Genomic DNA, 12,233 nt, shown 5'->3' with positions numbered 1-12,233 from the left:
CAATTTAGGAAGGTGTCTTCGAATCCTGGCGCCCCGCGCACCCCATGCCACGCAGCGCTGACCGAAGGCGGCAGGCGCCGCCAGTAAGCTTGAACATCCCGATCGCCCCCGCCCAGCCTGGGCGCCGTTCCGCCTTGTGGCAGTATCTGGCAGCCGCGGGCGTCAGGCGACCTTGCGGTCAAGCCAGTCGCGAAATCGGTAGTAGGTACCGACGACTGGCAGGAACCATGGGTAGCCAGTGTAAAACGGCCTGGTCGGAAAGTCCCGCCCGTCGAAGGCGGTGACGCGGTTGCCGCCACCCAGGATTTTCCGCCCGATCTGCCCGCCCAGATAGGAGAGCATCGCGACGCCCGAGCCGTTGCAGCCCATGGCGTAGTGCAGGCCCTTCTCGGTGACGCCCATATGCGGCAGGAAGTCGAAGGTGAAGGCGGTATTGCCCGTCCAGGCATGGGTGACCCGTACACCCTTCAGCTGTGGCCAGCGGGCCAGCATCATCGCATGCAGCGCCGGCGCGGAGACCTCCGGCCCCACCTGAGTGAAGCGTGCGCGGCCGCCATAGAGCACGCGCGTACCGTCCGGCGACATGCGATAATAGGACAGCACCCGTCGCGTATCGGACAGCGTGCGCCCCTTCGGAATTAGGCTGCGCGCGAGATCCGCATCCAGCGGCTCCGTTGCGATGATATGCGATGCAAGCGGAATGACGCGCCGCTGGAGGTCCGGTGTCAGCCCGCCAGTGTAGCCGTTGGTTGCGATGACGACCTCATCCGCCGCGATGGTCCCGCGGGAGGTTTCGACCGTCCAACCCGCGCCCTGGCGCGCCAGCCTGCCGGCGCGCGTGCGGCCCATCAGTGTCGCGCCATGGCGTTCCGCAGCCGCCATCAGACCGCGGTGGTAGAGGCCCGGATGCAGCTTGCCGCTGCGCTCGATCGCCATGCCGCCCCGGTAGAAATCCGACGCGATCTCCTCGCGCTGCCGCTCGCGCGGGACCATGCTGGCCTCCGCCTTTGCCTCGCCGTTCAGAAGATCGATGCGCGCGGCCAGGCCGTCATAGTGCTTTGGGGTGAAGGCGCCGACGAAGCGGCCGCAGCGCTCATACTGACATTCGATGCCTTCGCGCGTGATCATCGTCTCGATATGTGTGAAGCTCTCGGCGGCGTCGCCGATCATTGCGCGCACCACTGGATCGATCGAGCCATCGCCCGCCTTCGCCCCCGACATGCCCTTACCGAGGTTGACGCCGCCGGAGACGGCGCCGCCGTTGCGGGTGGAGGCGCCGAAGCCGAAATCCTCCGCCTCCAGCACCACCGGCTTCGCGCCCCCGCGGGCCAGTTCGATCGCGCAGTTTAACGCAGTGAGACCGCCGCCAACGACGACGACATCGGCCTTCGCCGGCAGCTCGGCATCCGGATTCGTGCCGATCGGGATTGCTTCCCACCAGTAGGGCTGTGGCTTAAATTCTGGATGGAAAACGGTGCTGTCCATGGCGTCGTTCCTCATCGTCCGGCCGTGCCAGGTACCACGCCGCGGCCGAACAGCGTCGCGATGCCCAGGCAGATGCAGGCCAGGAAAATCTGCAGCACGGAGACCGCTGCGATGGTCGGGTCGATCTCCAGCATGATGTTGTCGAACATCTTCTTCGGCAGCGTCATCGATGCGCCGGACAGGAACATCGCGATCACCAGCTCATCGAACGAGGTGACGAAGGCCAGGAAGGCGGCGGAGATCAGGCTAGGCCGCAGCTGCGGGAGGGTTATGCGCCAGACCGCGACGGGCCAGGACGCGCCGAGCCCCATTGCGGCCTGTTCCTGCGCCTCGTCGAAGGTGCGCAGCCCGGCGCTGACCAGGATCACAACGAAAGGCAGCGCGAGAATGGTATGCGCTACCGCGATGCCATACCAGACGCCGATCAGCTGCAGCTTGGCGAACAGGCTGTAGATCGCGATGGAGATGATGATGTTCGGCACGATGATCGGCGCAGCCACCAGCCGGTCCGCGATCCGCATGCCACGCAGCCGCGACCGCACCAGCGCGAAGGACAGCGGCACGCCGAGGCCCATCGACAGCACCGTACAGAGGATGGCGACCTTGAAGCTGCGTATCGTGGCCTCGATCCAGGTGGGGTCATCGAGGTAGCGCTGATACCACTGCCAGGAGAAACCCGGCGGCGGGAATTGCAGGTAGGAGGCCGAGGAGACGGAGATCGGGAACACCACCAGAAGCGGCACCATCAGGAAGGCAAAGACCAGGCCGGCGAAGATGGTCAGCAGGATTCGACCGACGTTGCGCGGCTGTCGCCTAGCGTGCGCCATGGCCCTGCCCCCCCGTCAGCTTCGCGAGCGCCGCGTAGATCACCAGCGTCGCCGCCAACAGCACCGTCGCCAGCGCCGCGGCGAAGTTCCAATCGAGGAATTCGCGCACCTGCTGCTCGATCAGCATCGCGATCATCATCACCTGCCCACCGCCCAGCAGCGCCGGCGTGATGAAGAAGCCGAGCGTGATGACGAAGACCAGCGCGCAGCCGGCGAAGACGCCGGGCAAGGAGAGCGGCAGCGTCACGCGCAGGAAGGCGCGCCAGGCTGGTGCGCCGAGACCTTCAGCCGCACGGCGCAGGTCGGGATCGATGCGCAGCAGCGCGGCATAGATCGGGATGACCATGTAGGGCAGCATGACATGGACGATGCCGATCAGCACGCCGGTGAGGTTGTGCAGCAGCGGCAGGGGAAACTCGATCAAGCCCCAGTCGCGCAGCGTGCGGTTGATCACGCCGTTGCGCCCGAGCAGCACCATCCATGCATAAGTGCGTACCAGGATGCTGGTCCAGAACGGCAGCAGCAGGAAGAACATGCCGAGGATGAAGCCCGTGCGCCCCGCCTGCGCCAGCCATGCCGCCACTGGATAGGCGAGCGCCAGGCAGATCACGGTAACCAGCACCGCGATCTCCATGCTCCCGTACAGCACCATGACATAGAGATCGTCGAGCGCCGCCTTCTCGAACTGATCGAGCGTACCGTCGGCCACCGACATCGACAGCAGCCGCAGCAGCGGCCAGATAAAGATCACGCCGAGCAGCAGCAGCGCCGGCAGCGCCAGCATCACCAGCATCCGCTCCCGCGCCCGCGCGGGGTCGGCGCGCCGGCGGTCAGCCGTGGCGGATGACATGCACATCCTCCGTCGCGAAGCCGAGCGGCACCACCTCGCCCTCCGTCATCGAAAGCGGGGCGGAGGGGCGGAGCGGCAGCCGCGCCAGCATTTCCGGCCCGCCCTCCACCTGAAGCCGCAGCTTGACGGACAGGCCGAGGAAAACCGTCTCCAGGATACGCGCGGTGGCGCGATTGGGCAGGGACGCGGCATCGGCGCCAACCCGCAGTGCCTCCGGCCGCAGCAGCAACGTGGCACGCTTGCCAGGCGCGCCGGCCGATGCGCCGGCCTGGATGCGGCCGAGACCGGCCACCTCCGCACCATTGCCCTCCGCGGCGATGCCATCGAGCAGATTTGATTCGCCCACGAAATCGGCGACGAAGCGGGTCGTTGGCCGCGCATAGACCTCGGCCGGCGTGCCGACCTGCTCGATCAACCCGGCGCTCATCACCGCGATGCGGTCGGAGAGGATCAGCGCCTCCTCCTGGTCATGGGTGATGAACAGCGTGGTCAGCCGCAGCCGCCGCTGCAGCCGCCGCACTTCCAGTTGCATCGATTCGCGCAGCTTCCGGTCGAGCGCCCCGAAGGGCTCGTCGAGCAGCAGGAGCCGCGGCTTGAAGACGATGGCGCGTGCCAAAGCCACGCGCTGCTGCTGCCCGCCCGAAAGCTGCCGCGGCAAGCGGTGGCCGTATTGCGACAATTCCACCAGAGCCAGCGCCTCCGCCACGCGCTGTTCACGCTCCGCCTTCGGCAGGCGGCGCATCTCCAGCGGGAAGGCCACGTTCTGCGCGACCGTCAGATGCGGGAACAGCGCGTAGTTCTGAAACACCATGCCGACGTCGCGACTGCGCGGCGGCGACATGGTGACGTCCGCAGTACCGAGATGGACCGTGCCCTCATCCGGGATCTCGAAGCCGGCGACAACCTTGAGCAGGGTCGTCTTGCCCGAACCCGAGGGGCCGAGGATGGTGAGCAGTTCACCCTCGGCCACCGCCAGGTCCACGCCGGCCAGTGCGGTCACGGCGCCGAAGCGCCGGACCACGCCACGCACGGTCAGATCCACGCCATGCCCTCCCGCAGCCAGGCCATCAGCGCCGCAACATCCAGCGGTTCCAGGCTTCCTGCGCGCGCTGGCCGTTTTCCGTCCACCAGTCCACGCCGAGCCAGAACTGCTTCTCCAGATTGGCGGGCGTGGTCGGCAGGTGCGGCTTCACGTCGTCGGCGACAAAATTCAGCGTGTCCGGATGCAGGCCGGGGTAGGCCAGCTCCGTCGCATAGACGGCCTGGAGCTGCGGGGTGGTCATCACCTGGAGGAACTGGTTCGCCCAATGCAGGTGGGGTGCCCCGCGGGGGATGCCGAAGGCGTTCTGCTTGGCGGAGCCACCCTGCCATTCCACCGCGACCGGCGCGCCGCGCTTGGCGATGTCGTAGAAGCGTCCGTTCCAGCCGGAGGCGAGCACGACCTCCCGGTCCACCAGAAGCTGCGCCGGCTGCGCGCCCGTGGTCCACCACACCGAGATATGCGGCCGCAGCTCCGTCAGCTTGCGCAGCGCACGATCGATGTCGATCGGGTAGAGCTTGTCAGGCTCGACGCCATCCGCCAGCAGCGCGAATTCAAGATTGTCCACCGGATGGTTACGCAGCGAGCGCGGCCCGGGGAAGCGCCCCACATCCCAGAACTCCGCCCAGCCCTTCGGGTGGCTGCCGTCGCGGAACACGTCCGTCCGATACGCCATCACGGTCGAATAGACCGAGGAGGGGAAGGCGTGGGTGTCGCGCACGGCGGCTGGGTACTTCGACAGGTCGATGATCGAAAGGTCGAGCGGCTCCAGCAGGTTCATGTTCTTGGCGCGCACGAAGTCCTGCCCGCCGAGTTCCGTCACGCTCCATTCGACATTACCGCTCTCGACCATGGCGCGCAGCTTGCCGAAATCGACTGGCGAGGTGTCGACCACGCGAATGCCGTGGCGCTTCTCGAACTCCGCATTGTAGGTGCGGCGGAACAGGTTCGCCATGGCGCCACCGGAGGCGTTGACGACGATCCGGTCCGGCTTGGGCACGCTGCTTTGTGCGATCGCGGGCAGCGGCAGCGTCGCGGCGGCGAGCCCCGCGCCGAGTACGGCCCTGCGTGTCGTCTGGATGGACATGCCTGCTCTCCCTTTTTCTGGTTCCGGTGCCTCGGACGAGGACCGTCAGTGCAACATCGCGGGCGGCACAGGATCAAGCCCCGATCCGCCAAGTCCACGCATCATGCCTGATCGCCACGGCGATACAGGAAGCCATCCTCCAGCAGGTCCCCACCGTCGGACAGCCCGAGGCGCTGCAACCGGTAAAGGTGCTTGGTGAAGGCCACCGCATCGGCGCGGCTGAGATCCTGCGCGCGGTAGGAGGCTTCCATCTCAACGCGCACGGCGGCAGGCGGATGGCGGCAGATGCCGGTGGCGATCCGCCGCGCCTCCTCCATCAGGCGTCCGGGTTCGACGACGCGGTTGATGAGGAAGTTGCGCTCCGCCTCCGCCGCCGTCATCGGCTCACCGGTCAGCAGCATCCACATCGCCGCGGTCGGCGGCATCTGGCGCAGCAGCCGTGTCGAACCGCCGGCGCCGCCCATGCCATAGGCCACTTCCGGGAAGCCGAAGCGCGCAGTGGTCGCGGCGATGCGAATATCGGTCAGCGTCAGCAGGTAGATCAGCCCCATGCCGAGGCACCAGCCATTGACCGCACCGATGATCGGCTTGAACCGCTCCATCAGGATCACATCGCGCGACCAGCTGAAATCGTGCGGCGTCTCGCCCTCGGTGGAATGTGGCCAGAGATGGTCGCCGAGCTGATCTTTCGGCGTCATCGCCCGCCGCGGAGATTTGATGTCATCGCCAGCACAGAAGGCGCGATCGCCGGCGCCGGTCAGGATGCCGCAGCGGATATCGGGATCGCGCAGGAAGCGCGTCATTGCCGCGTGCAATTCCTTGTGCATCGCTGGCGTCGTCGGGTTCACCGTACCGTTGTCGATGGTGAAGATGGCGAGCGGCCCGTCGGTCTCATAGCGAAGCATGATTCAGATCCTCAGCCGGTCGATCGCGCCCTCGCGTAGGTCGGGGCGTTCGGCGATCAACACATGTTTGGCGATCTTCTGTGACGGCGTCTTCGGCAACGACGTCCGGTATTCCAGGAATCGTGGCACCTTGAACCGCGCGAGTTGCGCCATGCAATGCGCGAAGACCGCCTCCGGCGGCAATTCTGCCTGGCCGAGCCCGGGCTTCAGCACCAGGCAGGCCTTTACCTCCTGCCCGCGATCGGCATCCGGCACGCCGATCACCGCAGCCTCCTCCACCGCATCCATCTGCAGTAGCACCGCCTCCACCTCGCGCGCGGCGATGTTCTCCGAGGAACGGCGGATCATGTCCTTCACGCGGCCGACGATATAATGGAAGCCGCGCGCATCGCGACGGAACAGGTCGCCGGTGCGGAACCAACCGCCGTCGCGAAAGGCCTCCGCGGTGGCCTCCGGCTTGTTCCAATAGCCCTTGAGGATGCCGGGGCCGCGGATCCAGAGTTCGCCGATTTCCTCGGCGCCCAGTTCGCGGCCGTCGGGGTCGCGGATACTGGCCTCACGGAAGGGCGAGGGTAGGCCGCAGGTGCCGCTGCCGATCATCTCCACCGCTTCGGGCGGGGTGGTGAGGCCGGAGCCGATCTCAGTCATGCCGAAGCTCTCCCGCGCCACGCAGCGGAAGCGCCGTTCCATTGCGGCGTGCATGTCGGATCGGAGGCCGAAGATGGAGACGCGCTTCAGCGCGGTGCGCGAATCTTCGGGCGATTCCGGCTGCTTCAGCACGATCTGCGGGAAGATGCAGTATTCCACGCCCTCGCGCCGCACCCAGTCCAGGAAGCGCGTCGCCGATGGCCGCGGTGCCACTACGAAGCGGCCGCCGAGATGCATCGCCATCAGCAGCAGCCATTGCGGGTCCATGTAGTAGAAGGGCTGCGCCGCCAGCACCACGCCAACATCGCCGCCCCGCCCGGCCGCGACGCGCCCGAGCGTCAGCCAGTAGCGGTGGGTCAGCATGCAGCCCTTCGGGAAGCCCGTGGTGCCCGAAGTGTATTGCAGGTTCACCAGATCATCGAGCCCGGGCGGCTCACCCAGCGGCCCGGACGGATCGCCGCCCAGCAGCGCCATCCAGTCGCGCATCCCCGGCGGAACGCGGCCAACGACATGGATGTTGCCGGGATCGAGGATCGGCCGCTGCGCCAGCAGCTCTTCCAGCGAAGGCAATGCGTCCTCATGCACAACGAGATGCGAGGCGCCGCCATCGCCCAACACATAATCCAGCTCGCGCGCGGTGTAGCCCGTGTTTATCGGGATCATGATGGCGCCGAGCCGTGCGAGCGCGAGCCACGACACGGGAAAGGCGGGGATGTTCGGCAGCATCACGCCGACACGGTCGCCACGCCGCACGCCCGCCTGCGCCAGGCCCGATGCCACGCGCCGCGTCGCCTCCGCCAGGCCGGCGTAGGTGATCTCGCGCAGCGGCAGCACATCTGGCGCATCGATGAAGCGCCAGAGCGGCGCTGCGCCATGCGCCGCCGCCGCCTCATCCACGAAGGCGCCGAGCGAGAGGGCGAAGGGTGGCGCCTCGATCCGCGCCCGCATTGCCGCATGGGCCGCGAGCACCGGGTCGTTTACCGGCGTGTCGTTCGGGGATGGCACCTTGGCACGACCTCTCCCAAATTCCCTGGTCTTGGCACAACGCTTGCGGTAAATGACGCTGATGTCAACATCACAAAAGGCCCCGACCTCTGGGGCGCCCAAAGCGCCCTCGCCAGAGGCGCGAGGCCCTTTCATCTACTGCGAGCAGCTGAACCATCGTCTTGCCGCCGCCACCGCGCAGCCCAAGACCATCCGTACGCGCCTGCGTCTGATGCTGTCCGTCGCGCGGCTGCTGGAAATGGGCGGGCTGCACGAGCTGCGCGTCGCCGATTGCGCGGCCGAGGCCGGGCTCGCGCATGGCACCTTCTATCGCTACTGGCCCGACGGCAGCACCGCGGCGCAGGTGGTGCTGTCGGATTTCATGGCAACCGTGCGCCAGCGCCGCCCCGGATCGCCTGCTGCAGCGCCGATCTACGACCGCATCCGTGCCGCCAACCGCTACTATGTGCGCGTCTACCGCGGGAATGCCGGGCTGATGCGGTGCCTGATGCAGCTCGGCAATGCCCACCCCGAATTCGCGCGGATCGGCCAAACGGCCAACCTTGCGCTGGCGGCGCGGGTGGTGCGGGCGTGGGAACGCCATGAACCCTCGGCCGCGGCATTGCCGGAGGTGGAGAAATCCGCTCGCGCCCTGGCCTGCATCGCCATGGTCGAAGGTGTGCTGCGCGACCTTTATGTGCGGCCTGCGATCGGGCCGCTCGCGGCGATGCCAGAGAATGCGGTGGCGGACCTGCTTTCGGCGTGCTGGTTCCGCACTCTGTTCGGTCGCGATCCGTCCCCAGACATAGAGTCTGGTCCCAGGCTTTGATGGTGCCGTTCTTTGAATCCAATGCCGGATGCGCTGTGAACGGGGCGCGGATGACGCGCGGCGGCACGCCGATCTGCCGGTCGTCCTCGGTCGTCATCACGCCGAAGTCGCACAGATTGCCGGTGGGTGGCAGCCGGGCCACCACCTCCGCGCTGGTCATCTGCAGCAGCAGCGCCAGGAGGCCAGGAGGCCAGGAGGCCAGGACTGAGGTCAAAGATGCAGCGGGCTGCCGTGCAATCCGGCGAGTTCATCCCACAAGGCCTCCAGCGCCTGAACCGAGCGGTAATCGGCCGCCAGCGTTAAGATGTGCGCGCCATCCCCAGCCTTGAGTCGCGGGTCGAGATCTGGTCCGCGCCGGCTGCCACGACTGCGCGCCGGAGGTGCTCGACTTCTGCCGCGCCGCGGGCCTGTCCTTTCTGCTCGGCGTCGCCCCGACGTCGACGCTGCGCCGTCCCATCCTGGCGCTGGAGCAGAGCACCGTCGCGCTGCGCGGCGGCGCACCAGATGCGCCGAAGCTGCGCAGTTCAAGGCATTCCGCGACGGCGCCGCAAGCTGGAGCCGCGTCGAGCGCATCATCGCCCGCGTCGAGGCCGGGCCCGATGGCGTCGATACCCGCTTCGTCGTCACCAACCTCTCCGGCAGCGCCGCGCGTGCACTCTATGAGCTGCTGTGGTCGCTGCGCAGCTTGATGCCCAAGCGATCCGCCGTGGTCCGTCATTCAGACGGAGGTGATAATGCTGTCCGCCTTAAAGACGAGGTCGAGCACCAGGATCTGACCGATTGCGGCCGTATGGCCGATCGACCCGGCGGCTGCGGCGGTGCCGCCGCCGAACACGTCGGGTCGGGGTCGCTGTCGACGTTGTGGTGGATCTCCTTCGTCGCCTTCCAGACCAGGAACAGGCCGCCTGGGACGCCGCGCCGGAACTGCTGGACGGCATGCTGCTGCCAGTTGCCGCGCCGCCTGGGATCGGCCGACAAGGCCTGGGATGCGCCCGCACTCAGGCGCTTCCTCCCGCAGCAGCCCGGCCACTTTGAAGGCAGAGGTGGGCTGCATGACCGACATCTCGAGTGGCAGCCGGACCAGCGTGGAGCCGCCGACATAGCCATCGGCGCGGGATGTGTCGCAGACCCGCAGAAGGCGGCCGGGGTCGATAATTGGCCCACCCTCCACGAAGCATAGCGTTCCCGGCGCCACCCGCCGGACATGCGCGAACAGCCGCCGCGCCTGCTCCGCCCCTGGTCCAGCGGCACCCCGCTGGGCACGCCCTGGCTGCCGCCTGAATTCCAGCCGAAATTCAGGCGGACGGGGTCCACGCCCACCGCCAGCAGGGCATCCAGCTCCGCCCGGGTCTTAGCGTAGCCCAGCATCGGCAGGCCGAGCGCGCGGGCGCCGCGCAGCATCTCCACCTCCCGCGCGAAGCCGAGCCCAGCCTGTTCCAGCGCCGCGCGGAACTCGCCGTCATGGTGGATGGCGGTCGGAAAGTTGGCGATGCCGTCGTCGCCGGCGTCGCGGATGCGGTCGAGCAGGGTGGGGACGGCCCGGCGCGGATCGCAGGCGGCGGCGCCGAAGAAGACGGGGATGCCGACACGGCCCAGGATCTCCTGCCGCGCGAAGCCATCGGTGAAGGCGTTGCGGTCGCGGATCGGCAGCATGGCGGCGAGCGAGGGCGTGCCCATCACGCGCAGCAGGCCAGCATTCAGCACCAGCAGGAAATCGGCGACGCCATCGGCCGCGGCGCGCGCCGACATGCCCAAGCCGATCGCCGCATCAACCAGGATCTCGTTCGCTTCGCCATGCCGCGCCATCCTCCACCGCTGGGCCGGCAAGGCAGCACGGGCATCGGCCGGCTTGCGGCAGGTCCCGCCGGGGCGCAGAATTGGGCGCCGCATGAAGGGGCCCGCCAGACATGCCCGACCACCACGCCGCCAGCCTTCCGCCACCGGGCGCGCTCGACGCGGTCATCATCGGCGCCGGCTTCTCCGGCCTGTACCAGTTGCACGCGCTGCGCGACCGGCTGGGGCTTGTGGTGCAGGTGCTGGAGGCCGGCGATGGCGTGGGCGGCACCTGGTACTGGAACCGCTATCCCGGCGCCCGCTGCGATTCGGAAAGCCATTCCTATTGCTACACCTTTTCCGACGAATTGCTGGCGGAATGGGAGTGGTCGGAGCGCTACCCCGAGCAGCCGGAGATCATGCGCTACCTCAACCACGTCGCCGACCGTTTCGACCTGCGGCGCAGCATCCGGCTCGGCACCCGCGTGGTTTCGGCGCGTTACGATGTCGAAGCCAATCTATGGCGGCTGCGGACCGAGGCGGGGGAGGAGATCGCGGCGCGCTACCTGATTACCGCGGTCGGCTGCCTGTCCACCGCCAATGTCCCGCGCATCGAGGGCCTCGGCGAATTCGGCGGGCGTTGGGTCCACACTGGTGAGTGGCCGCATGAGGGAGTGGAATTCACCGGCAAGCGCGTCGGGCTCGTCGGCACGGGCTCCACCGGCATCCAGGCTGCGCCGGTCATCGCGCAGACGGCGGGGCACCTGACGGTGTTCCAGCGCACTGCCAACTATAGCGTGCCGGCGCAGAACGCGCCGCTGACGCCGGAATTCCGGCAGTACCTCCGCGATAACTCCGACGAGATCAAGCGCACGATGCGCGAGACGACGAACGGGCATCCCTTCCGCATCTCGGAACGTTCGGCGCTGGCCGCCACCCCGGAGGAACGGTTAGCCCTGTACGAGGCGGCCTGGGCGAAGGGCGGGTTGCAGTTCCGCGCCACCTTCAAGGACCTGCTCAGCGACCTGGAGGCGAACGAGACGGCCGCCTCCTTCATCAAGGCGAAGATCCATCAGATCGTCCGCGATTCCGCCACCGCCGCGCTGCTGGCCGACATCGACCACCCCTATGCGGCGAAGCGCCCGCCGATCGACAGCGACTATTTCGAGACCTTCAACCGCGACAACGTAGCGCTGGTGGATGTGCGCCGCGCGCCGATTCAGCGCATCACCCGCACCGGAATTGAGACCAGCGAGGCGGACTACCCGCTCGACATCATCGTTTTCGCGACCGGCTTCGACGCCATGACCGGGCCGCTGCTGCGCATCGACATCAGGGGCCGCGGCGGGCTTTCGCTGCGGGATGCCTGGGCGGAGGGACCGCGCAGCCATCTCGGCCTCGGCGTGCCGGGCTTTCCGAACCTGTTCACCATCACCGGCCCCGGCAGCCCCTCCGTTCTGTGCAACATGCCCGTTGCCATCGAGCAACATGTCGACTGGATCACCGACTGCATCGCCCGCCTGCGCGCCGACGGCGTATCCCGCATTGAGGCGAAGCCGGAGGCGGCGGAGGATTGGGTGGCGCAGGTGAATGCGGCGGCGGAGGCGACGCTGCTGCCACAGGCCGCCTCGTCCTGGTATCTCGGCGCCAACGTCCCGGGCAAGCCCCGCGTCTTCATGCCTTATGCCGGCGGCATGGCGCATTACCGCCGCATTTGCGAGGAGGTGGCGGTGCGGGGCTATGAGGGGTTCGCGCTGAGCTGAGGAACCCTCTCCCCCGTTGGGGGGAGCAGGCTTGCATGGAAGG

General features: G+C 67.8%; 10 protein-coding genes and 2 pseudogenes. 3 read left to right on the top strand and 9 right to left on the bottom strand.

All coding sequences use genetic code 11. The features are described from left to right. Positions 1-162: 162 nt before the first annotated feature. The 7 genes from ACFHNC_RS17110 to ACFHNC_RS17080 all read right to left on the bottom strand — a co-directional run bounded on the left by ACFHNC_RS17110 (position 163) and on the right by ACFHNC_RS17080 (position 7,846). Positions 163-1,485 (bottom strand): NAD(P)/FAD-dependent oxidoreductase, encoded by a 1,323-nt coding sequence (locus ACFHNC_RS17110; protein WP_437170440.1) that lies wholly within the window; start codon positions 1,483-1,485, stop codon positions 163-165. An 11-nt stretch (positions 1,486-1,496) separates the two neighbouring features. Continuing rightward, a complete protein-coding gene (locus tag ACFHNC_RS17105; RefSeq protein WP_437170439.1) occupies positions 1,497-2,312 on the bottom strand; it encodes an ABC transporter permease in 816 nt (271 codons plus the stop codon). Next, the gene (locus tag ACFHNC_RS17100) at positions 2,299-3,162 is read right to left on the bottom strand and encodes an ABC transporter permease (protein WP_437170438.1); all 864 of its coding nucleotides are present in this window, start codon (positions 3,160-3,162) and stop codon (positions 2,299-2,301) included. The genes ACFHNC_RS17105 and ACFHNC_RS17100 overlap by 14 nt, the downstream gene beginning before the upstream one ends. Continuing rightward, positions 3,143-4,204: an ABC transporter ATP-binding protein gene (locus tag ACFHNC_RS17095; RefSeq protein ID WP_437170437.1), complete on the bottom strand. Its 1,062-nt coding sequence runs from the start codon at positions 4,202-4,204 to the stop codon at positions 3,143-3,145. Before ACFHNC_RS17095 ends, ACFHNC_RS17100 begins: the two co-directional genes overlap by 20 nt. A 25-nt stretch (positions 4,205-4,229) precedes the next feature. Then, the gene (locus tag ACFHNC_RS17090) at positions 4,230-5,288 is read right to left on the bottom strand and encodes an ABC transporter substrate-binding protein (RefSeq protein WP_437170436.1); all 1,059 of its coding nucleotides are present in this window, start codon (positions 5,286-5,288) and stop codon (positions 4,230-4,232) included. Between the two features lie 101 nt (positions 5,289-5,389). After that, a complete protein-coding gene (locus ACFHNC_RS17085; RefSeq protein ID WP_437170435.1) occupies positions 5,390-6,193 on the bottom strand; it encodes an enoyl-CoA hydratase/isomerase family protein in 804 nt (267 codons plus the stop codon). A 3-nt stretch (positions 6,194-6,196) separates the two neighbouring features. Next, positions 6,197-7,846 carry a class I adenylate-forming enzyme family protein gene (locus ACFHNC_RS17080; protein ID WP_437170434.1) on the bottom strand — a complete coding sequence of 550 codons (1,650 nt, stop codon included), beginning with the start codon at positions 7,844-7,846 and terminating at the stop codon, positions 6,197-6,199. 52 nt (positions 7,847-7,898) lie between these two features. Between ACFHNC_RS17080 and ACFHNC_RS17075 the strand changes: the two genes are divergently transcribed. Further along, a complete protein-coding gene (locus ACFHNC_RS17075) occupies positions 7,899-8,654 on the top strand; it encodes a TetR/AcrR family transcriptional regulator (protein ID WP_437170433.1) in 756 nt (251 codons plus the stop codon). A gap of 304 nt (positions 8,655-8,958) precedes the next feature. After that, positions 8,959-9,330 (top strand): annotated as a pseudogene (locus ACFHNC_RS17070) (transposase); the annotation flags it as partial. 42 nt (positions 9,331-9,372) lie between these two features. Here ACFHNC_RS17070 and ACFHNC_RS17065 read toward each other — a convergent pair. Together ACFHNC_RS17065 and ACFHNC_RS17060 are read right to left on the bottom strand one after the other, a co-directional pair. Then, positions 9,373-9,825, bottom strand: a complete 453-nt coding sequence (locus ACFHNC_RS17065) for a hypothetical protein (RefSeq protein WP_437170445.1) — start codon at positions 9,823-9,825, stop codon at positions 9,373-9,375. A 77-nt stretch (positions 9,826-9,902) separates the two neighbouring features. Next, positions 9,903-10,460 (bottom strand): annotated as a pseudogene (locus ACFHNC_RS17060) (phosphoenolpyruvate hydrolase family protein); the annotation flags it as partial. 101 nt (positions 10,461-10,561) lie between these two features. On the opposite strand from ACFHNC_RS17060, the gene ACFHNC_RS17055 reads away from it, so the two are divergent. Continuing rightward, positions 10,562-12,190, top strand: coding sequence for a flavin-containing monooxygenase (locus ACFHNC_RS17055; RefSeq protein ID WP_437170432.1), 1,629 nt, complete (start codon positions 10,562-10,564; stop codon positions 12,188-12,190). The last annotated feature ends 43 nt before the right edge of the window (positions 12,191-12,233 follow it).

Origin of the sequence: Falsiroseomonas sp. E2-1-a4 (genome assembly GCF_051433165.1) — a bacterium.
In the GTDB taxonomy this organism is placed as follows: Bacteria; Pseudomonadota; Alphaproteobacteria; order Acetobacterales; family Acetobacteraceae; genus Falsiroseomonas.
This window is presented reverse-complemented; position numbering and strand designations above follow the sequence as displayed.

Bases quoted from the DNA above. Each gene is read 5' to 3' on its own strand.
- ACFHNC_RS17110 (WP_437170440.1), bottom strand. From the start codon at position 1,485: ATGGACAGCACCGTTTTCCATCCAGAATTTAAGCCACAGCCCTACTGG.
- ACFHNC_RS17105 (WP_437170439.1), bottom strand. From the start codon at position 2,312: ATGGCGCACGCTAGGCGACAGCCGCGCAACGTCGGTCGAATCCTGCTG.
- ACFHNC_RS17100 (WP_437170438.1), bottom strand. From the start codon at position 3,162: ATGTCATCCGCCACGGCTGACCGCCGGCGCGCCGACCCCGCGCGGGCG.
- ACFHNC_RS17090 (WP_437170436.1), bottom strand. From the start codon at position 5,288: ATGTCCATCCAGACGACACGCAGGGCCGTACTCGGCGCGGGGCTCGCC.
- ACFHNC_RS17085 (WP_437170435.1), bottom strand. From the start codon at position 6,193: ATGCTTCGCTATGAGACCGACGGGCCGCTCGCCATCTTCACCATCGAC.
- ACFHNC_RS17075 (WP_437170433.1), top strand. From the start codon at position 7,899: ATGACGCTGATGTCAACATCACAAAAGGCCCCGACCTCTGGGGCGCCC.
- ACFHNC_RS17055 (WP_437170432.1), top strand. From the start codon at position 10,562: ATGCCCGACCACCACGCCGCCAGCCTTCCGCCACCGGGCGCGCTCGAC.